We start from the raw sequence: 24,002 nt of genomic DNA, 5'->3' as shown, positions 1-24,002 counted from the left end.
CTGCGCGCATGCCCACCCATACTTCTGGAGGTACCCCCATGTCCCGTCGCGACGGAGACGTCCTTCCCCTGACCGCGGCCCAGCGGGAGATCTGGCTCGCCGAGCAGAGCTCCCGGACACCGATCCCGGGCTACCGCGTCGGTGAATGCCTGGAGATCCACGGGCCGGTCGACCCGGAGCTGTTCGAAGCCGCGCTGCGCCGGGTGGTCGACGAGGTCGACGCCCTGCACGTGACCTTCACCGACGACGGTGAAGGCCCGCGCCAGATCCTCCGCGAGACCTGGGACTGGGCGCCCGTCCACCTCGACCTCGGCACCGAGCCGGATCCCCGGGCCGCGGCCATGGACTGGATGAAGCGGGACCTGGCCCGTCCATTGGACCTCGGCCGTGATCCGCTGTTCGGCCATGCCCTGATCCGGCTGTCGCCGACGGAGTACCTCTGGTACTTGAACTACCACCACGTGGTGCTCGACGCGATCAGCAGCTCCATGGTCCGGCAGCGGGTCGGCGAGGTGTACTCGGCGCTGGCCGGGGACGGTGTCGTCCCGCCCTGCCCGTTCGGCTCGCTGCGGGATCTCGTCGACAGTGACGCCGCCTACCGCTCGTCCGTCGACTTCACCGCCGACCGCTCCTACTGGACCGGCCGTTTCGCCGACCTGCCCTCCCCGACCCGGCTCACCGACACCTCCGCGACCGACCCGCACCGGGCTCTGCGCGTGGCCGGGGAGCAGGAGCTGCGGAGCCCCGAGGCACTGCGGGCCGCGGCGGGCCGTGCCGGTGTGCGGTGGTCCCGGATGGTGGTCGCGGCGACAGCGCTCTACGCCCACCGGCTGAGCGGCGCCCAGGACGTGGTACTCGCCCTCCCCGTCACCGCCCGCCGGGGTTCCGGTCCCGACCTGATGTCAGTGCCCGGCACCCTGTCCAACGTGGTGCCCCTGCGCCTGACCGTCCGACCGGACATGCCGTGGGGCGATCTCGTCGCACAAGCGGCCCAGGAGGTGGAGTCGGCCGTCGCGCACGAGCGTTACCGCAGCGAGGACCTGCTGCGCGACCTCGGCGCACCCGGCAGCATCGGAACCGCGTTCCCGCTGATCGTCAACATCATGGCGTTCAACGCCCGGCCGAGCTTCGCCGGGCATCCGGCCTCGGTCCACCACTTCGTGTCGGGGTCGACCACCGATCTGGCCGTCTGGGTCTTCGACTACCGGGACGGCAACCCCCCGCTTCTCCGGCTGCACGGCGCCCCGGAGGCGTACGGCGACGACGACCTCGTCGCGCACCAGCAGCGGCTGCTCACCCTGCTCGACACCGTCGCCGACTGCGACCCGGACGAGACGGTCGGCCGGATCGACCTGCTCACGGCCGAGGAGCACCGCGCGGTGGCGGCCCTCGGCACCGGGCCGACGGCAGCGGCTCCGGCCGAGAGCCTGCCGGAGCTGTTCCGGGAGCACGTCCGCGCGACTCCGGACCTCGTCGCGCTGGTGTGCGGCGACGTCTCACTGACGTATGCGGAGTTGGACGCGCGGGCGAACCGGCTGGCACACGCGATGATCGCGCGGGGTGCGGGGCCCGAGCGACTGGTGGCGGTATCACTGCCGAGGTCGGCCGAGCTCGTGGTGGCGATCCTCGCGGTGCTGAAGACCGGAGCGGCGTACGTCCCGGTCGACCCCGAGTACCCGGCCGCCCGGGTCGCCTACCTGATCGACGACGCCGGCCCGGCTCTGGTGGTGACCGACTCCCGCAGCGGTGAGGGTGTGCCCTGCGGGGGCACGGTCGACCGACTGGTGCTCGACGAGCCCGGGACGGCCGCGCTGGTGGCGGGCTGCCCCGTCTCGGACCCGATGACGGCCGTCGATCCGAGCCACGCGGCGTACGTGATCTACACCTCCGGTTCCACCGGCCGGCCCAAGGGCGTGGTGGCGACGCACGGGGGCCTGCTCGACGTACTCGCCGACCACCGGCTGGTGCTGTTCGCACCGCTGCTGGAGGAGCGGCGGCGGCTGCGGGTGGCACTGACCACCTCGGTGTCCTTCGACGCTTCCTGGAACCAGTTGATGGCCCTCTTCGCCGGCCATGAGCTGCACGTCCTGGACCATGCGACGTGGACCGACCCCGAAGCCTTCGTGGACTACGCGGCGTGCCGCGGGCTGGACTACGTCGAGGCCACTCCTTCCTACCTCCACGTCCTCGTCGCCCATGGGCTGCTGGACCATCCGAAGGGCCGCCCAGCGCTGGTCGCGGCGGGCGGCGAGGCCGTCCCCGACGAGCTCTGGAAGCAATTGCGGGCCGCCGACGGACACTCCTGCCTCAACCTGTACGGACCCTCGGAGTGCACCGTCAACTCGGTTGCCGCTCCCACGGCATCAAGCCCTCGCCCGGTGATCGGCCGGCCCGTCACCAACGCCCGGCTCTACGTGCTCGACGCCGCGTTGCGGCCGGCGCCCGCGGGGGTGCCGGGTGAGCTGTACATCGCGGGTGCGGGCCTGGCGCGCGGCTATCTGAACCGGCCGGGCCTGACCTCGGGACGGTTCGTGGCGGACCCGTTCGGTCCGGGCGGCTCGCGGATGTACCGCACGGGCGACCTCGTGCGGTGGAACCCGGACGGAGACCTGGAGTTCCTCGGCCGCACCGACGACCAGGTCAAGATCCGCGGCTTCCGGATCGAACTCGGCGAAGTCGAGGCGGCCCTCGCCGAGCACCCGCAGGTCGCCCGGGTCGCCGTCACGGTGCGCACCGACGACGAACCCCTGCTGGTCGGCTACGTCGTCCCCGCCGCGGGGCAGGACCTCCGGGCGGACGAGCTGCGGGCCCGGCTGCGGGAGCGGCTGCCCGAGCACATGGTGCCGTCGGCGTTCGTGGTGCTGGACACGCTGCCGCTGACCCCGAACGGCAAGCTCGACCGGCGCGCCCTCCCCGCCCCCGGGCGGGAGTCCGTCGCACCCGGCCGAGCTCCGCGCACCCCGGTCGAGCAACTGCTCTCCGGGCTGTTCGCCGAGGTGCTGGGCCTGCCTCAGGTCGGTGTCGGCGACGACTTCTTCGCTCTCGGCGGGCATTCCCTGCTGGCCACCCGGCTGATTGCCAGGGCACGGTCCGTGCTGGGCGTGGAGCTGAGGCTGCGCGACCTGTTCGACGCGCCGACGGTGGCGGAGCTGGCGGCCGCGGTGGACGTCGCAGCTCGGGCGCGCCCGGCGCTGGGGCGGTGCGAGCGGCCCGGGACGGTCCCGCTGTCCTTCGCGCAGCGCCGACTGTGGTTCCTGCACCGCATGGAGGGCCCGAGTGCCACCTACAACATCCCGCTGACTCTGCGGCTGTCCGGGAGCCTGGACCAGCACGCCCTGCAAGCCGCCCTGTCGGACGTGGTCGAGCGGCACGAGAGCCTGCGCACCGTCTTTCCGGTGGTCGACGGCGTGCCGTGCCAGCAGGTGCTCGGCCTCGACGCGGCACGGCCGCTGCTGCGGGTGACCGAGCTCGGCGAGCGCGATCTGCCGGACCGGCTGGCAAAGGCGGCGCGGTACGGCTTCGAGCTCTCCGAGGAGCCTCCTTTGCGTGCCGAGCTGTTCCGGCTCGGCGCCGAGGAACACGTGCTGCTCCTGGTGGTGCACCACATCGCCGGTGACGGCTGGTCGACGGGGCCGCTCTCGCGGGACTTGGCGACCGCCTACGCGGCCCGTAGCGAGAAGGCGAAGCCGAAGTGGTCGCCCCTGCCGGTCCAGTACGCCGACTACGCCCTCTGGCAGCAGGAGCTGCTGGGCGACGGCACCGACCCCGACAGCCTGCTCGGCAGCCAGCTTGCGTACTGGCGTGACAAGTTGGCGAACCTTCCCGCGCAGGTCGAGCTGCCTTTCGACCGGCCCAGGCCCGCGGTGATGTCCTACCGGGGCGCCCACCTGCCGGTCCGGATCGACGCCGAGCTGCACCGGGAGCTGCGCGAGGCCGGCCGCGACGGCGGAGCCAGTCTCTTCATGGTGCTCCAGGCCGGTCTGGCCGCTCTGCTGGGCAAGCTCGGCGCCGGAACCGATGTCCCGGTCGGCACGCCGATCGCGGGTCGCACCGACGAGGCCCTGGACGACCTGGTCGGCTTCTTCGTCAACACCCTGGTGCTGCGCACCGATCTGTCCGGCGACCCGTCGTTCACAGAGCTGCTCGGCCGGGTGCGTTCCGACGCGCTGTCCGCGTACGCGCACCAGGAGGTGCCGTTCGAGCACCTCGTGGAGGCGTTGAACCCGACCCGGACGCTTGCGCACCACCCCCTGTTCCAGACCATGCTCACCCTGCAGAACGCACCGTCCGGCACCTTCGATCTGCCGCGGCTGCGGGTGGCGGCCGACCTGGTCCACACCGGGACCGCCAAGTGTGACCTGAACTTCGTCCTGGCCGAACAGCCCGGCGAGGACGGGCTGTCGGGCGTGGTGGAGTACAGCACCGACCTGTTCGACGCGGCCACCGTCACCGAGATCGTCGAGCGGTGGCTGCGACTGCTGCGCGCCGTCGTCGCCGACCCCGGCCGAAGGATCGGCCAGGTGGACGTGCTGTCCGCCGACGAGCTCCGGGCACTGCTGCCGGCCGGCGCCGACCGGGGCGGGGAGCTGCCGGAGCACAGCCTGCCCGTGCTGTTCGAGCGCCAGGTGCGGGCGAACCCGGACGCGACCGCCCTCACGGACGGCGAAGCCACACTGACGTACGGCCAGGTGAACGCCCGCGCCAACCGGCTGGCGCATGTCCTGATCGACCGCGGGGTGCGGCCGGAGGACCTGGTGGCCCTGGCCCTGCCGCGCTCGGCGGAGCTGGTCGTCGCGGTGCTCGCGGTCCTCAAGGCGGGCGCCGCGTACGTACCGGTGGACCCGGAGTACCCGGCCGCCCGAATCGCCTATCTGCTCCAGGACACCCAGCCCTCGCTGCTCGTGACGACGAGCCGGATCGGAGAGCTGCCGGGGGCGGAGCACGTGGACCGGCTGCTGCTGGACACCGCCGACCTGGACGGGCTGCCGGACACGGACCCGGGGGTCACCGTCGACCCGGGCCAGGCCGCCTACGTCATCCACACCTCCGGTTCCACCGGCAACCCCAAGGGCGTGGTGGTCCCGCACCGCAACGTGGTGCGGTTGTTCGACACCACGCGGGACCTGTTCGACTTCTCCGCGAAGGACGTGTGGACCCTCTTCCACTCCTACGCCTTCGACTTCTCGGTGTGGGAGCTGTGGGGCCCGCTGCTGCTCGGCGGCCGCCTGGTGGTCGTGGACCACGACACCAGCCGCTCGCCCGGCCTGTTCCTGGACCTGCTCGCCCGCGAGCGGGTGACGGTGCTCAATCAGACGCCGTCCGCCTTCTACCAGCTGATGCAGGCGGACGCGGAGGCCCCGGAGACCGGCCGCCGGCTCTCCCTGCGCATGGTGGTGTTCGGCGGTGAGGCGCTGGAGCACGCCCGGCTGGCGAGCTGGTACGACAGGCATCCGCAGGATGCGCCGCGGCTGGTCAACATGTACGGCATCACCGAGACCACGGTGCACGTCACGTACTCGGCACTCGACGGGTCCGGCACCACCGCCGGCCAGATCGGCACGGCCCTCCCGGACCTGCGGACGTATGTGCTCGACGACGGCCTGCGGCCGGTGGCCCCCGGCGTGGCGGGCGAACTGTACGTCGCGGGCGCGGGCCTGGCACGCGGCTATCTGAACCGGCCGGGCCTGACTGCCGGACGGTTCGTGGCGGACCCCTTCGGACGGCCGGGATCGCGGATGTACCGCAGCGGTGACGTGGTGCGCCGCGCGGCGGACGGCAGTCTGCGCTACGTCGGCCGGGCCGACCAGCAGGTGAAGGTGCGCGGCTTCCGGATCGAGCTCGGCGAGATCGAGGCAGCGCTGGCCGCGTATCCGGAGATCGCTCAGGTAGCCGTTCTGGCCCGGCAGGACCGGGCCGATGACACCCGGCTGACCGCCTATCTGGTGCCGGCCGTGGGCGCCGCACCGAGCTCCGCCGGCCTGCGGGAGCACCTGCGGGAGCGGCTGCCGGAGTACATGGTGCCGTCGGCGTTCGTCATGCTGGACGCACTGCCGCTGACCGTCAACGGCAAGCTGGACCATCGGGCCCTGCCTGCCCCCGACCTCACCCCGTCGGCCACCGCCCGAGCACCGCGCACTCCGCACGAGCAGATCCTCTGCCAGCTGTTCGCGGAGGTCCTGGGGGTGGCGTCGGCCGGCGTCGAGGACGGGTTCTTCGAGCTGGGCGGGCATTCGCTGCTGGCCACCCGACTCGCCGCCCGGATCCGCGCGACGCTCGGTGTGGAGATGCCGCTGCGCACCCTGTTCGAGTCGCCGACCCCGGCGGGCCTGGCCGCCGCCCTGGTGGCGGCCGGGCCGGCGCAGGCCGCCCTGGTCCGGCGCGAGCGCCCCGACGTGATCCCGCTGTCGTTCGCGCAGCGACGGCTGTGGTTCCTCCACCAGCTGGAGGGCGCCGGCGCGAACTACCACATCTCCCTGGCATGGCGGCTGTCCGGGAAGCTGGACCGGCAGGCCCTGGAGGCCGCCGTGGCGGACGTGGTGGCCCGGCACGAGAGCCTGCGCACCGTCTTCCCGGCGGTGGACGGTGTGCCGCACCAGCTGGTGCTCGACGCGGAGGCAGCCGGCCCGCGGCTGCTCGTGAGCCCGACCACCCAGGCAGGTCTGCCCGCTCTGATGGCGGCGGCCAAGGACCGCCCGTTCGACCTGGCGGTCGATGCCCCGCTGCGGGTCGAGCTGTTCGAGCCGGCGCCGGACGAGCACGTCTTCCAGATGGTGCTCCACCACATCGCGGGGGACGGCTGGTCGCTGGGCCCGCTCGTGCAGGGCCTGACCGCCGCCTACGCGGCGCGCCGCCGCGGCGAGGAGCCGCAGTGGTCGCCGCTGCCGGTGCAGTACGCCGACTACACCCTGTGGCAGCACGAACTGCTCGGCGACTCCTCCGACGGGGACAGCCTGATCGCCGACCAGGCGGACTACTGGACCCGGCAACTGGCCGGTCTCCCGGAGCTGATCCAGCTGCCCGCCGACCGCTCCCGCCCGGCGGTCGCCTCGCACCGGGGCGGTGCTGTGTTCGCCGGTCTCGACGCCGACCTGCACCGCGGTCTTCGCGAGCTCGCCCGCGCGCACGGGACCAGTCTGTTCATGGTGCTCCAGGCAGGTCTGGCGGCACTGCTGAGCAAGCTCGGCGCGGGCGACGACATTCCGGTCGGCAGCCCGGTCGCCGGCCGGACCGACCAGGCGCAGGACGAGCTGGTCGGCTACTTCGTCAACACCCTGGTGTTCCGTACCGACACGTCGGGCGATCCGACGTTCGCCGAGCTGCTGGGCCAGGTCCGGGACACCGCACTGGCCGGGTACGCCCACCAGGACCTTCCGTTCGAGCACCTGGTCGAGGTCCTGAACCCGTCCCGGTCACTGGCGCACCACCCGCTGTTCCAGGTGATGCTGGTGCTGCAGAACGCGCCCCGGGCCGATTTCGCGCCGCCCGGACTGCGCGTCGACGACATGCCGTCGACATCCACCACGGCCAAGCTCGACCTGATCTTCACCATGTCCGAGCGGCACGCGCAGGACGGCTCCCCGGAGGGGATCGACGGGTCCGTCGAGTACGCCTGCGATCTGTACGACCCGGCCACCGTCGAGACGATGATCGGGCGGTGGGAGCGGCTGCTCCGCGCCGCGGTCGCTGATCCCCGGCAGCGGCTGAGCAGGTTCGACCTGCTGTCCGCCGAGGAGCGCCGGGAACTGACGGAGCTGGGTACCGGGCCCGCGGTGACGGCGGCGCCGGCCGAGAGCGTGCTGGGACTGTTCCGGGCCCAGGTGCGTGCGATTCCTGACGCCCTCGCGGTCGTGGGACCGGAAGCGTCGCTGACGTACGCGGAGTTGGACGCGCGGGCGAACCGGCTGGCGCACGCGCTGATCGCGCGAGGTGCTGGACCTGAGCGGCTGGTGGCGGTGTCGCTGCCGAGGTCGGCCGAGCTGGTGGTGGCGATTCTGGCGGTGCTGAAGACCGGCGCCGCGTACGTTCCGGTCGATCCCGAGTATCCGGCAGCCCGGATCGCGTACCTGCTCGACGACGCCCGCCCGGTCCTGACGGTGACCGACGCCCGCACCCGGGACCGGCTGCCGGACGGTGCTGCCGGACGGCTGGTGCTCGACGAGCCGGAGACGGCCGCCATGGTGGCGAGCTGCCCGACGGCCGATCCGATGGTGGCCGTCGACCCGAGCCACCCCGTCTACGTGATCTACACCTCGGGTTCCACCGGCAGGCCCAAGGGTGTGGTGGCGACGCACGGCGGCCTGGTCAACCTGTTCGCCAACCAGCGGCCGCTGATCTCCAGGGCCGGCGAGCGCGTACGGATGGGGCTGACCACCTCCGTGTCGTTCGACGGCTCGTGCGACCAGTTGTTCGGCCTGTTCGCGGGCCACGAGCTGCACGTCCTGGACGAGGCGACCTGGTCCGACCCGGAGGCCTACATCGAGTACGCCGTGCGAGCGGACCTGGACACGGTCGGTGGCACCCCTTCCTATCTCCAGGTCCTGATCGAACACGGTCTGCTGGACGACCCGCGGTGGCGTCCCTCGGTGGTCGCGCTGGGCGGCGAGGTCGTGCCGGAGCAGATGTGGGAGCGGCTGCGGGAGACCGACGGCGTGTTCTCCCTGAACTACTACGGGCCGTCCGAGTGCACGGTGGACTCGGTCGTCGCGCTGTTGGAGTCGAGTTCACGCCAGGTGATCGGCCGGCCGTTCGGCGGTGTCCGGCTGCATGTCCTCGACGCCGCGTTGCGGCCCGTGCCCGCAGGGGTGCCGGGTGAGCTGTACATCGCGGGTGCGGGCCTGACGCGCGGCTATCTGAACCGGCCGGGCCTGACCTCGGGACGGTTCGTGGCGGACCCGCTCGGTCCCGGCGGCTCGCGGATGTACCGCACGGGCGACCTCGTGCGGTGGAACCCGGACGGAGACCTGGAGTTCCTCGGCCGCACCGACGACCAGGTCAAGATCCGCGGCTTCCGCATCGAACTCGGCGAAGTCGAGACGGTCCTCGCCGAGCACCCGGGAATCGCGCGGGCCGCCGTGATCGTCCGGCAGGGCCGGGCACAGGGCCCCCGTCTGCTCGCCTACCTGCAGGCCGCCGCCGGGGCGGAGCTTCGACCGGAGGACCTGCGGGCGCACCTGCGCGAGCGGCTGCCGGAGTACATGGTGCCGTCGGCGTTCGTGGTGCTGGACACGCTGCCGCTGACGCCGAACGGCAAGCTGGACCGGCGCGCCCTGCCCGAGCCCGAGTCCACCGCGACTCCGCCCGGCCGCGCACCGCACTCTCCCCGCGAACACGTGCTGGCCGGCCTGTTCGCCGAGGTGCTGGGCCTGCCGCAGGTCGGTGTCGACGACGACTTCTTCGACCTCGGCGGGCACTCCCTGCTCGCTACGCGGCTGGTGGCGCGCGTCCGTGCGACGCTGGGCGTGGAACTGGCCCTGTCCACCCTGTTCCGTACCCCGACCGTGGCCGGGCTGGCCGCCGGGCTGGGTGGGGCGGAACGGGCCCGGCTCGCCCTGGGGCGGGCGGAGCGGCCCGAGCTGGTGCCGCTTTCGTCCGCCCAGCGCAGGCTCTGGTTCCTGCGCCAGCTGGAGGGCGCCGAGTCGGTCTACAACATGCCGCTCGCGTGGCGGCTCTCGGGACCGCTGGACCTGGCGGCTCTTGAAGCGGCGCTCGGCGGCCTCGCCGGCCGGCACGAAACCCTGCGCACGGTCTTCCCGGCCACGGACGGCGTGCCCTACCAGCGAGTACTCGCCACAGAGGAGGCGCGCCCGAAACTGTCGGTCATTCCGGCCGACGAGACGGCCCTGCCGGAACTGCTGACGGAGGCCGCTGCGCGCGGTTTCGACCTCGCCACCGAACCACCGCTGCGCGCCGAGGTCTTCGAGGTCTCGGCGGACGAGCACGTCCTGCTCCTGGTGATGCACCACATCGCCGGTGATGGCTGGTCGCTGGGCCCGCTGGCCGCCGACCTGACCACCGCGTACGCGGCACGCCGCCAGGGCGGGGCGCCGCAGTGGGCGTCACTGCCCGTGCAGTACGCCGACTACACCCTGTGGCAGCACGAACTGCTCGGCGATGCGGCCGACCGGGACAGCCTGTTCGCCCGTCAGACCGATTACTGGACGCGTACGCTCGCGGACCTGCCGGAGCAGATCCGGCTCCCCGCCGACCGCCACCGCCCCGCGACACCTTCCTCCTCCGGCGGCCACCTGGCCGTCGAGCTGGACGCGGAACTCCACGCCGGCCTGGTCCGGCTCGGCCGGGAGAACGGCGCCAGTGTGTACATGGTGCTGCAGGCCGGCCTGGCGTCGCTGCTGGACAAGCTCGGTGCGGGTACGGACGTCCCGGTCGGCAGCCTGATCGCCGGCCGGACCGACCAGGCGCTGGACGACCTCATCGGGTTCTTCGTCAACACCCTCGTGCTCCGCACGGACACCAGCGGCGACCCGTCCTTCGCCGAGCTGCTGGTCCGGGTCCGGGAGGGGGCTCTCGGCGCCTACCAACACCAGGACCTGCCGTTCGAGCATGTCGTCGAGGCCCTCAATCCGTCCCGGTCGCTCACCCGGCAGCCGCTGTTCCAGGTGCTGCTCGCGCTTCAGAACGTGCCCCGCACCGAGTTCGAGCTGAGCGGTCTGACCGCAGAGATCATGCTGGTCCGGACGCCGACGACGATGTTCGACCTCGGCTTCCACCTGCTGGAGCGCGGCGGCACCGGCGGGCCGGCCGAGGGCATCGTCGGGCGGGTCGAGTACAGCAACGACCTGTTCGACGCCGCCACGGTGGAGGCGCTGGTCGCCCGGTGGCTCCGGCTGCTGGCGGCGGCGGTCGCCGACCCGGAGCGTCCGCTGAGCCGGGTCGACGTCCTCACCGCCGAGGAGCGGCACGAGCTGTTGGCCGCCCGCAACGACACGGCCTGCCCGGTGCCTGACGCCACCCTGCCCGCGCTCTTCGAGGCGCGGGCCCGGGCGACGCCCCAGGCCCCGGCCGTGGTGTTCGAGGACACCCTGCTGAGCTACCGCGAGCTGAACCGCCGGGCCAACCGCCTGGCCCACGCGCTGATCGCCCGAGGCGTGGGCCCGGAGCAGGTCGTCGCCCTGCGACTGCCGCGTTCGGCCGAGCTGGTGGTCGCCGTCCTCGCGGTGCTCAAGACGGGCGCGGCGTACCTGCCGATCGACCCGGACTACCCGGCCGCCCGCATCACGTACATGCTGGAGGACGCCCGCCCGGCCGTCGTGCTCGACGACCTCGCGGCCGTCACACCGGCCGGCGAGCTGCCGGAGCACGATCCGGTCGTCCCCGTGGACGCCCGGCACCCGGCCTACGTCATCTACACCTCCGGTTCCACCGGCCGGCCCAAGGCCATCGAGATGCCGGCCGCCGGACTGCTGAATCTGCTGGAGTGGCACCACCGGACCGTCGGTGGCGAACCCGGCACGCGCACGGCGCAGTTCACCGCGATCAGCTTCGACGTCTCGGTGCAGGAGATGCTGTCCGCGCTGCTGTACGGCAAGACCCTCGTGGTGCCCACCGAGGAGCAGCGCCGCAGCGCGGAGCTGCTCGCCCACTGGCTGGACCGGCACCGGGTCGAGGAGCTGTTCGCGCCGAATCTGGTGGTCGAGGCGCTGGCCGAGGCCGCCGAGGAGGCCGGTCTCGACCTGCCGCACTTGCGGCTGGTCGCCCAGGCCGGAGAGGCCATGCGGCTGGGTGGTGCAGTGCGCCGCTTCCAGGCCCGCCGGCCGGGCCGGGTGCTGCACAACCACTACGGGCCCGCCGAAACCCATGTGATCACCGCCTACCCGCTTCCGGCCGACCCGGCCGACTGCCCGCTGCCGGTGCCGATCGGCCGCCCCATCGCCAACTGCGAGGCGTATGTGCTGGATTCGGCGCTGCGGCCGGTGGCCCCGGGTGTGCTGGGTGAGCTGTACCTGGCCGGAGCGGGGCTGGCTCGCGGCTATCTGAACCAGCCCGGTCTGAGCGCCGGGCGCTTCGTCGCCCATCCGTACGGTGAGCCGGGCGCGCGGATGTACCGCACCGGCGACCTGGTGCGCTGGCGTGCCGACGGCGAGCTGGAGTTCGCCGGCCGGGTGGACCACCAGGTCAAGGTGCGCGGGTTCCGGATCGAGCCCGGTGAGATCGAGGCCGAGCTGACCGCGCACCCGGGCGTGTCCCAGGTCGCGGTACTCGCCCGGGAGGACCGGATCGTCGCGTACGTCGTCCCCTCGGACGCGACCGGGGTGACCGCGTCGGCGCTGGCGGAGTTCCTGCGCGACCGGGTGCCGGAGTACCTGGTTCCGTCCGCGTTCGTCACTCTCGACGCGCTGCCGCTGACGCCGAACGGCAAGCTCGACCGCGCGGCGCTGCCCGCGCCGGATCCGGGCCCGGCCGCCGGCGGCCGGGCGCCGCGCACGCCGCAGGAGCAGATCCTGTGCGAGGTGTTCGCCGAGGTGCTGGGGCTCGCCGCTGTCGGGGTCGACGAGGACTTCTTCGAGCTGGGCGGGCACTCCCTGCTCGCCACCCGGCTGGTCTCGCGGGTCCGGGCGACCCTGGGGGTCGAACTGGAGCTGCGCGCTCTGTTCCGGACCCCGACCGCCGCCGGACTGGCGGCCGGGCTGCACGGCGCCGGAATCGCGCGGCAGGCTCTGGTGCCCCGGCCGCGCCGCGAACTGATGCCGTTGTCGTTCGCCCAGCGCCGGCTCTGGTTCCTCCAGCAGTTCGGGGCGCCGAGCGCCACCTATCACATGCCGCTGGCTCTGCGGCTGTCCGGAGACCTCGACCGGGCCGCGCTGAGCGCCGCACTCGTGGACGTGGTGGACCGGCACGAGACCTTGCGCACGGTCTTCCCGCACACCGGCGGAATTCCGTTCCAGCGGGTGCTGGACACTGCCGAGGCCGCCGTCCCGCTGGCCGTGCGCACGGCCGGCGAAAGGGAGGTGTCCGCGCTGCTGCGCGAGGCGGCGGTGCGCGGCTTCGACCTGACCTCGGAGGTGCCGCTTCGGGCGGAGCTGTTCGCTCTCGCGCCGGACGAGCATGTGCTGCTGCTGGTCATGCACCACATCGTCGGGGACGGCTGGTCGATGGGCCCGCTCGCCCGTGACCTGGCCGCCGCGTACACCACCCGGCAGGCCGGCGGGGCACCGGTATGGCCACCGCTGCCCGTGTCGTACGGCGACTACACCCTGTGGCAGCACGAGATCCTCGGCGACGAGGACGATGCCGACAGCCTGTTCGCCCGCCAGGTCTCCTACTGGACGCGGACGCTGGCCGGTTTGCCCGAGCAGTTGCAGCTGCCTGCCGACCGGCCGCGCCCGGCCGCCATGTCGTACAGCGGTGACGTGCTGGAACTCCGGATCGATGCCGAGATGCACGCCGCGCTTGTCGAGCTGGCACGACGATCGGGGGCGACCCTGTTCATGGTGTTGCAGGCCGCGTTGGCTGCACTGTACACACGACTGGGCGCGGGCACGGACATCGCGGTCGGGAGTCCGGTCGCGGGGCGCACGGACGAGGCACTGGACGATCTGGTCGGGTTCTTCGTCAACACGCTGGTGCTGCGCACCGACACGAGCGGTGATCCGAGTTTCGCGGAGCTGCTGGGCCGGGTGCGGGAGACCGCGCTGTCGGCGTACGCGAACCAGGACGTGCCGTTCGAGCACCTCGTGGAGGCGCTCAACCCGTCCCGCTCGCTGTCCCACCACCCGCTGTTCCAGACCGGTCTGGTCGTACAGAACGCGCCGGGCGGCGCCTTCGAACTGCCGGGCCTCCAGGTCTCCGGGATGGCCGTGCTCACCGGCACCGCGCGGCTCGACCTGACCTTCGGCTTCGCGGAGGAGTACGGCCCCGACGGCGAGCCGGCCGGACTCAGCGGCGCGATCGAGTACAGCACCGACCTGTTCGACCGTGCGACGGTCGAGACCCTGGCCGCCAGGTGGACCCGGCTGCTGGCCGCGGTCGCCGCCGCACCCGAACGGCCGATCGGCGGGATCGACCTGCTGTCCGCCGAGGAGCGCGACGAGCTGCTGCCCGCAGTCGGGGAAAGGGCGGTCGGGGAGAGCCTGCCCGCGCTGTTCGCGGCGCGGGTGGCGGCTGCACCCGACGCGGTCGCACTGGTCAGCGGTGACATCGAGCTCACATACCGGCAACTGAACGCAGGAGCCAACCGGTACGCCCATGCCCTGATCGCCCAGGGGGTCGGCCCGGAGCAAGTGGTCGCGGTCTCCCTGCCGCGTTCCGTGGAATCAGTGGTCGCGGTCCTGGGCATCCTGAAGGCCGGAGCCGCCTACCTGCCCGTCGACCCGGCCTACCCACAGTCACGCATCACCTACATGCTGGACGACGCCCGCCCGTCCGTGGTCGTCGACAACCCCGCCACGGTGACCGGTGGCGACTGGCCCGACACCGACCCGGACATCACACTCGACATCCGCCACCCGGCCTACGTCATCTACACCTCCGGCTCCACCGGCCGCCCCAAGGGCGTCGTCGTGAGCCACGCCGGTGTGTCGGGCCTGGTGGCGGCGCAGGTCGACCGGCTCGGCCTGGCGCCGGACAGCCGGGTGCTCCAGTTCGCCTCGCCCAGCTTCGACGCGTCCTTCTGGGACCTGTGCAGCGCACTGCTCACCGGTGCCGCCCTCGTACTGGCCCCGGCCGAGGCTCCGCTGGAGGCCCTGACGGACCGCCGGTTCTCCGTCACCCATGTGACGCTGCCGCCCTCCGCCCTCGCCGCGCTGGACGGCGCCGAACTCACGGCGACCACCCTGGTGGTGGCGGGTGAGGCGTGCCCGCCGGAGCTGGTGGAGCGCTGGGCACCCGGACGACGGATGATCAACGCGTACGGCCCCACCGAGACCACGGTGTGCGCGACCATGAGCGACCCGCTCTCCCCGGGATCCGGCGTACCGCCCATCGGCCGGCCGGTCGCGGGCTTCGCGACGTACGTTCTGGACGAGCGGCTGTGCATCGTACCGCCGGGCGTGCCAGGGGAGTTGTACGTCGCCGGCCCGGGTCTGGCACGCGGCTACCTGGACCGGCCGGGCCTGACCGCGGGACGGTTCACGGCATGCCCGTTCGGGCCGGCGGGCGCGCGGATGTACCGCACCGGCGACCTGGTGCGCCGGCGTGCCGACGGCGAGCTGGAGTACGTGGGCCGGGCCGACCAGCAGGTGAAGGTCCGCGGCTTCCGCGTCGAACTCGGCGAGGTCGAGGCCGCGCTGGCCGGACACCCCGCCGTCGCCCAGGCCGCCGTCGCGGCCCAGGACGACCGGCTCGTCGGTTACGTGGTGGCCCGCCCCGAGCCGGCTGCCCGTCCTGCGGAGCTGGCGGCGTACCTGCGCGAGCAGCTGCCGGACTACCTGGTGCCGGCCCTCTTCATGGTGCTGGACGCGTTGCCGCTGACGCCCAACGGGAAGCTGGACCGGGCGGCGCTGCCCGTGCCCGAAGCCGCGCCGGCGGGGAGCGGGCGGGTGCCGCGCACGCCGCAGGAACAGATTCTCGCGGAGTTGTTCGCGGAGGTGCTCGGCGTGCCGCGGGTCTCGGTCGACGACGACTTCTTCGAGCTGGGCGGGCATTCCCTGCTCGCCACCCGGCTGGCCGCCCGGGTGCGCTCGGTGCTCGGCGTGGAACTCGAACTGCGCGCACTCTTCCAGGCGCCCACCGTGGCCGGCCTGGCCGAGGCGCTGGCCGTGGCCGGCCGTGCCCGCCCGGCGCTGGCCCCGTACGAGCGGTCCGAGGCGGTGCCGCTTTCCTTCGCCCAGCGCCGGCTCTGGTTCCTGCACCGTATGGACGCCGCCGCCGCGACGTACCACATCCCCCTGGCGCTGCGGCTGGCCGGAACACTCGACCACCCCGCACTGGATCAGGCACTGGCCGACGTGGTGGCCCGGCACGAGAGCCTGCGGACGGTGTTCCCGGAGGTTGCCGGCGTACCCTGCCAGCGCGTGCTGGACCCGGCCTCGGTGCGCCTCGGGGCCCGGCCGACCGAGGTGACGCAGGACGAACTGCCGGAGCGGCTCGCCGAGTCCGCCCGGCAGCCCTTCGAGCTCGCGACGGAGCCGCCGCTGCGGGCCGAACTGTTCACTCTCGCGCCGGACGAGCATGTGCTGCTGCTGGTCATGCACCACATCGCCGCTGACGGCTGGTCCACCGGGCCGCTGGCCCGCGACCTGGCCGAGGCGTACTCGGCCCGTTGCGAGGGCCGGACGGTCAGCCGGCCGGCCTTGCCCGTGCAGTACTCCGACTACACCCTGTGGCAGCGTGAACTGCTCGGCGACACCGCCGACCCGCAGAGCCGGTTCGCCGAGCAGCTCGACTACTGGAAGCGGCAGCTGTCCGACCTGCCGGAGCTGCTCCCCCTGCCTGCCGACCGTCCCCGCCCGGCTGTCGCGGGCCGGCACGGGGGCCATGTCGGCCTGGAACTCGACCCCGGACTGCACACCGCGCTGACGGAATTGGCGCGGAGCACCGGAACGAGTCTGTTCATGGTGCTGCAGGCCGCGTTGGCAGCGCTGTACACACGACTGGGCGCGGGCACGGACATCGCGATCGGAAGTCCGATCGCGGGGCGCACGGACGAGGCACTGGACGATCTCGTCGGGTTCTTCGTCAACACGCTGGTGCTGCGCACCGACACGAGCGGTGATCCGAGTTTCGCGGAACTGCTGGGCCGGGTCAGGGAGACGGCCCTGTCGGCCTACGCGCACCAGGACGTGCCGTTCGAGCACCTCGTGGAGGCGCTCAACCCGTCCCGCTCGCTGTCCCACCACCCGCTGTTCCAGACCATCCTTGCCGTGCAGAACGCGCCGATGGGCCGGTTCTCGCTGCCCGGCCTGGACGTCACCACCTACGCGGTCGCGACCGGCACCGCCAAGTTCGACCTCGGTGTGAGCATGGTCGAACAGTTCGGTCCTGACGGGAGCCCGGCCGGAATCGCCGGCGCGGTCGAGTACGCCACCGACCTGTTCGACCGCTCGACCGTGGCCGCCCTGGTCCGGCGCTGGACCCTCCTGCTGGAGGCCGTCACCGCCGACCCGGCGCTGCCGATCGGGGAGATCGACCTCCTCGGCGACGACGAGCGGCACCGGCTGCTTGAACGCGACAACGCCACCGCCCGGGACGTGGACACCGTCCCGCTGCCGCAGGCCTTCGCGGCGCGGGTGGCGGCTGCACCCGACGCGGTCGCACTGGTCAGCGGTGACATCGAGCTCACGTACCGGCAACTGAACGCAGGAGCCAACCGGTTCGCCCATGCCCTGATCGCCCAGGGGGTCGGCCCGGAGCAAGTGGTCGCGGTCTCCCTGCCGCGTTCCGTGGAATCAGTGGTAGCGGTCCTGGGCATCCTGAAGGCCGGAGCCGCCTACCTGCCCGTCGACCCGGCCTACCCGCAGTCACGCATCACATACATGCTGGACGACGCCCGCCCCGCCGTACTGGTCGACAACCCCGCCACGGTGACCCAAGGCGACTGGCCCGACACCGACCCGGACATCACACTCGACATCCGCCACCCGGCCTACGTCATCTACACCTCCGGCTCCACCGGCCGCCCCAAGGGCGTCGTGGTCGGTCACGGGGGTGTCGCGAGTCTGGTCGCAGGACAGATCGAGCGCTTCGCGATCGAACCCGGCAGCCGGGTGCTCCAGTTCGCCTCGCCCAGCTTCGACGCCTCGGTGTCGGAGATCTTCACCGCCCTGCTGGGCGGCGCCGCACTGATGCTGCCCCCCGCCGCCGATCCGGTCGCCGCCCTGACCGATCCGGGCCTCGGCGCCACCCATGTGACGGTGCCCCCGTCCGTCCTCGCCGCTGTGCCGGACGGCACGGTGACGGTGTCGACGCTGGTGGTGGCGGGTGAGGCGTGCCCGCCGGAGCTGGTGGAGCGCTGGGCACCCGGACGACGGATGATCAACGCGTACGGCCCCACCGAGACCACGGTGTGCGCGACCATGAGCGACCCGCTCTCCCCGGGATCCGGCGTACCGCCCATCGGCCGGCCGATCGCCAACGCCCGTGTGTACGTGCTGGACGACCGGCTGCGGCCGGTGCCGCCGGGCGTGACGGGAGAGCTGTACGTCGCGGGCGCGGGCCTGGCTCGCGGATACCTCCGCCGGCCCGGCCTGACGGCGGGGAGGTTCGTCGCCTGCCCGTTCGGCCCCGGTGAGCGCATGTACCGCACCGGCGACCTGGTGCGCAGGCTGGACGACGGCCAGCTGGAGTACGCCGGCCGCGCCGACGACCAGGTGAAGGTGCGCGGATTCCGCGTCGAGCCCGGCGAGGTCGAGGCCGTCCTGGCCGAACACCCCGCCGTCGCCCGGGCCGCCGTCGCGGCCCGGGACGACTCACTCGTCGGCTATGTCGTCCCGCGCCAGGACACGGCCCGGGACAGCGACTTGGAGGCGGACCACGTGGGCGAGTGGCAGGACGTCTACGACGCCCTGCCCATCGCCCCCGACGCAGCGGCCTTCGGCCACAACTTCGTGGGCTGGAAGAGCAGTTACGACGGCGGACCGATCCCCCTCGAGCAGATGCGGGAATGGCGGGACGCGACCGTGACCCGCATCCTGGCTCTGAAGCCGCGCCGGGTGCTGGAGGTCGGTGTCGGCACCGGTCTGCTGCTCTCGCAGATCGCACCCCGGTGCGAGACCTACTGGGCGACCGACTTCTCCGCCACCGCGATCGACGCCCTGACCGCCCAGGTCGCGAAGGAGGAGCGGCTGGCCGGGCGCGTGGTGCTGGAGACCCGTCCGGCACACGACACCGACGGGCTGCCGGCCGGTGAGTTCGACACCATCGTGATCAACTCGGTGGTGCAGTACTTCCCGTCCGCCGACTACCTCGCGGACGTGATCGGGAAACTGATGAACCTGCTCGCCCCCGGGGGCGCGCTCTTCGTCGGCGACGTCCGCAACCTGCGGCTGCTTCGCCCGCTGGCCACCGCTGTCGAGCTGCACCGGGCCGGCGACGGCTCCGACCGCTCGACCGTGCGCCGCGCGGTGGAGCAGGCTCTCAGGGTGGAGAAGGAACTCCTGGTCGACCCGGACTTCTTCACCGTCCTGCGCGAGCACGGCACGGACATCGGCGCGATGGCCGTGGAGGTCAAGCGCGGCCGCCACCACAACGAACTGACGCGGTACCGCTACGACGTGACGCTGCACAAACCGCTCGTCGCCCCGAAGACCCCGGCCGCGTCCGTCGAGCTGGCCTGGGGGCGGCAGATCACCGGGACGGCCGGGCTGCGCGAGCTGCTCGCCCAGCCGCCCGCCGAGGTGCTGCGGATCACCGGGGTGCCGAACGGCCGTGTGGTGGGGGAAGCCGCCCTTGCCCGGGCGGTGCAGCACGAGGACGGGCCGCTCGCGGAACTGCTGGAGCGGTTGCACGCCCAGGAGGAGAGCGACCTCCCCGACCCTGAGGACTTCCACGCCCTCGGCAGGGAGTTCGGCCGCACGGTGGCCGTCACCTGGTCGGCCACCGCGGCCGACGCCGTGGACGTCGTCCTCGCCGGTCCGCGGGCGCTCCCCGGCTCGGCGTTCGAGCCGGCCGTGGCCTCCGGCCGGTCGCTGTCCTCGCTGACCAACCGCCCGGCCGGCAGCCGTGGCACCGGCGCCCTCCTCGGCGAACTCCGGGACTGGCTGCGCGGGCGGCTGCCCGACTACCTGGTCCCGTCGGCGTTCGTCGCGATGGACGCGCTGCCGCTGACGGCCAGCGGCAAGCTCGACCGCCGCGCACTGCCCGCCCCCGACCTCGGCACCGCCGCTGTCGGACGGGCGCCGCGCACCCCGCAGGAGCAGGTCCTCGCGGAGCTGTTCGCCGAGGTGCTCGGGCTGGCACAGGTCGGGGTCGACGACAGCTTCTTCGACCTCGGCGGACACTCGCTGCTGGCGACCCGTCTGGCCTCCAGGGTCCGGGCGACCCTCGGTGCCGAGCTGGAGGTCCGGACCCTGTTCGAGACCCCGACCGTGGCCGGGCTGGCGGCCCGTCTGGACGGTTCCGGAGCAGCGCGGCCCGCGCTGACCGTCCTCCCCCGTCCGGAGCACCTGGAACTGTCCTTCGCCCAGCGGCGCTTGTGGTTCCTGCACCGGATGGACGGACCGAGCGCCACCTACAACATGCCGCTCGCGCTGAACCTGACCGGCAGCCTCGACCGGCCGGCCCTGCACACCGCACTCGCGGACGTGATCGCCCGGCACGAGAGCCTGCGGACGGTCTTCCGTGAGACCGACGGCGTTCCGTACCAGATCGTGCTGAGCACCGCGCTGGCACACCCGGCGCTGCCGGTGGTCGAACTCGACGAGAGCCGGCTGGCCGAGCGCCTGGCGAACACGGCCCGGCGCGGCTTCGACCTGGCAGCGGAGCCGCCGGTCCGGGCCGAGCTGTACGCGCTCGCCCCCGACCGGCACGTGCTGCTGGTCGTGGTGCACCACATCGCCGCCGACGGCTGGTCGATGGGGCCGCTCTCCGGCGACCTCGCGACGGCCTACGCGGCGCGCTGCCGGGGCGAGGAGCCGCAGTGGTCCCCGTTGCCGGTGCAGTACGCCGACTACACCCGCTGGCAACGCGACCTGCTCGGTGACGCCGCCGATCCCGACAGTCTGTTCGCCAGGCAACTGGCCTACTGGAAGGACGAGCTGACGGGCATTCCGCAGCAGGTGCAGCTGCCCGCCGACCGGCCCCGGCCGCCGGTGGCCTCCCAGCGGGGCGACCGGGTCGTGGTCCGGCTGGACCCCGAGCTGCACCAGGCGCTGCGGGACCTGGCCACCGCACGCGGGGCCAGCATGTTCATGGTGCTCCAGGCCGGTCTCGCCGCTCTCCTCAACCGGCTCGGCGCCGGTACGGACATCCCGATCGGCAGCCCGATCGCCGGCCGCACCGACCAGGCACTGGACGAGCTCGTCGGCTTCTTCGTCAACACGCTGGTGCTGCGCACCGACACCAGCGGCGACCCCTGCTTCAGCGAACTGCTCGGCAGGGTGCGGCAGAAGGCGCTCGCCGCGTACGACCACCAGGACGTGCCCTTCGAGTACCTGGTGGAGGTGGCCAACCCGGTGCGGTCGCTGGCCCATCATCCGCTGTTCCAGATCATGCTGGCCCTGCAGAACGCGCCGCTCGGCGAGTTCGCCCTGCCAGGACTGGAGACGGGCCACCTGGAGGCGCCGACCGGGACCTCCCGGGTCGACCTGACGTTCAGCCTGGCCGAGCAGTTCCGCCCGGACGGAGGCGCCGACGGCCTGGTCGGCGCGGTGGAGTACGCCACCGATCTGTTCGACGCGTCCACGGTGGAGCTGCTGTTCGAGCGCTGGGCCCGCCTGCTGCGCGCGGCGGTCGCCGACCCCGGCCGGCCGATCAGCCGGATCGACCTCATGTCCGAGGCCGAACGCCACCGGCTGCTGTACGGCTTCAACGACACGGCGTCGGAACTGCCGTCGGCCTCGGTGCCGGAGCTGTTCGCCCGTCAGGTGCTGGCCGGTCCGGACGCGGTCGCGGTCGTGGCGGGCGGCACCGAGCTGACCTACGCGGAGCTCGACCTGCGGGCCGGTCGTCTGGCGAGGGCGCTGATCCGCCAGGGCGTACGGCCGGAGACGCCGGTCGCGGTCCTGATGGACCGCTCGGCGGAGCTGGTCGTGGCGATCCTGGCGATCGTGAAGGCGGGTGGCGCCTACGTACCGCTGGACTCCCGCTTCCCGTCCTCCCGGATCGACCTGATCATGCGGGAGAGCGGGGCCGCCCTGGTCCTCACCCCCGAGGTGCTCGCCGCGCTCATGCGGTCCGAGCCCGCCGCCCCGTACGACGTCGACGTCGCCTGCGAACCGGGGCAGGTGGCGTACATCATGTACACCTCCGGCTCGACCGGACGGCCGAAGGGCGTGGCCGTGACCCACGGGGACGTGGCGGGCCTGGCGCTGACGCCCGAATGGCGTGGTGGCGGGCATGAGCGGGTGCTGATGCACTCCCCGACGGCCTTCGACCTCTCGACCTACGAGCTGTGGGTTCCGCTGCTCAACGGTGGCCGGGTGGTGGTCGCACCGCCCGAGCAGCTCGACCTCGACCTGCTGCAGCACACGATCAGCACGCACGGGGTGACCGGCCTGTGGCTGACCGCCGGTCTGTTCCGCCTGGTCGCCGAGGAGCGACCGGGCGCACTCGCCGGGGTCCGCGAGGTGTGGACCGGCGGCGACGTGGTCTCCCCCGCCGCCGCCGCGCGGGTGCTCGCGGCCTGCCCCGGCATCGAGGTGGTGAACGGCTACGGGCCCACCGAGGCCACCACCCTGGCCACCTGTCACCCGGTGCGCGACCTCCCCGAGAACGCCGCGACCGTGCCGATCGGCGGGCCGATGGCGAACATGCGCGCCTACGTGCTCGACGACCTGCTGCGGCCGGTGCCGGCAGGCATGGTCGGTGAGCTGTACCTCGCGGGGACGGGCGTGGCCCGCGGCTACTTCGGCCGCCCCGGCCTGACGGCCGAGCGCTTCACCGCCGACCCGTACGGGCCGGCCGGAAGCCGGATGTACCGCACCGGCGACCTCGCCTGGTGGCGCCCGGACGGGCACCCCCGGGCGGAGGCCGGGGGCGGCACTCTGGAGTTCGCCGGACGCGTCGACCACCAGGTCAAGCTGCGTGGCCAGCGGATCGAGCCCGGGGAGATCGAGGCGGTGCTGACAGGCTGCCCGGGCATCGCCCAGGCGGCCGTGGTCGCCCGTGAGGACCGGCCGGGAGACAAGCGGCTGGTCGCCTACCTGGTGCCCGCGCCCGAGGGTGCGCCCGGGACGGCCGAGCTGGCCGGCCGGCTGCGCCGCGAACTGCCCGACTACATGGTGCCGGCGGCGTTCGTCACCCTGGGCACACTGCCGCTGACCGCCAACGGCAAGCTCGACCGAGCCGCGCTGCCGGCCCCCGACTACGGGGCGTCGGACGCCGGGCGCGGCCCCCGGACGCCGCAGGAACAGCTGCTGTGCGGTCTGTTCGCCGAGGTCCTCGGCCGGGAACAGGTGGGCATCGACGACGGCTTCTTCGATCTGGGCGGGCACTCGCTGCTGGCCGCCAGGCTGGCCTCCCGGGTCCGCGAGACGCTCGGCCTGGAGCTGGGGCTCCGCCTGCTGTTCGAGGCGCCCACCGTGGCCGGGCTCACCGAACGACTGGGCATGAACAGTCCGGACGACGCCCTGGACGTGCTGTTGCCGCTGCGTTCGACCGGGACGGACACACCTCTGTTCTGCGTCCACCCCGGCGGCGGCATCAGTTGGTCCTACAGCGGGCTGCTGAACCACCTCGGTCCGCAGCACCCGGTGTACGCGATCCAGGCGCGCGGCCTCGGCCGCCCCGAACCCTTGCCGACGTCGTACGAGGAGATGGCGGCGGACTACGCCGACCACGTCCAGAAGGTCCAGCCGGAGGGCCCGTACCTGCTGCTCGGCTGGTCCGCGGGTGGGCTGATCGCCCACGCACTGGCCTGCGAACTGCAGGCGCGTGGCGAGCGGACCGCGCTGCTGGCGATCCTCGACGCCTACCCGGTGAAGGACGTGCGGTTCGAGGAGGAGCCGGTGCCCACCGTGCGGGACGTGCTCGTCGGGGTCCTCGACGTCGACCCGGACGAGCTGGACGACCAGGAGATCACCTACGCCGAGGTCGCCGAGGTACTGAACCGGCGAGGCAGCGCGCTGGCCGGCCTGAATGAGCGTCAGGTAGAGGTGATCGTCCAGATCATGATCAACAACGCGAAGCTCGCGGTCGACTTCGTCCCCGGCAGGTACGACGGGGATCTCCTTCTCTTCAACTCCACGATCGACCGGGGCCACGACGACGCCGGTCCGGAGGTCTGGCGCCCGTACATCACGGGCCGGATCGAATCCCACGAGATCACCACCCGGCACGACCAGATGACCCAGGCGGGATCGCTGGCCCAGATCGGTCCGGTCCTGGCCGCCAGGATCGCCGAGGCCACCAGTGATGCCGGTGACACCAACCATTCCCTTCAGGAGGACTGA

1 protein-coding gene is annotated in these 24,002 nt (G+C 72.8%); it reads left to right on the top strand.

Going from position 1 to position 24,002, the window contains the following annotated elements; genetic code table 11:
* Window positions 1-38 precede the first annotated feature (38 nt).
* Entirely contained in the window at window positions 39-24,002 is a 23,964-nt protein-coding gene (locus tag OG782_RS34620; RefSeq protein ID WP_406457888.1) for a non-ribosomal peptide synthase/polyketide synthase, read from the top strand.

Source organism: Streptomyces sp. NBC_00876 (assembly GCF_045207435.1).
Classification (GTDB): domain Bacteria; phylum Actinomycetota; class Actinomycetes; order Streptomycetales; family Streptomycetaceae; genus Streptomyces.
Note: the sequence above shows the minus strand (reverse complement) of the source record. Positions and strands in the feature narration are given on the sequence as shown.

What these genes read in the sequence shown, in the direction of transcription:
- OG782_RS34620 (WP_406457888.1), top strand. Translation starts at nt 39, where the DNA reads ATGTCCCGTCGCGACGGAGACGTCCTTCCCCTGACCGCGGCCCAGCGG.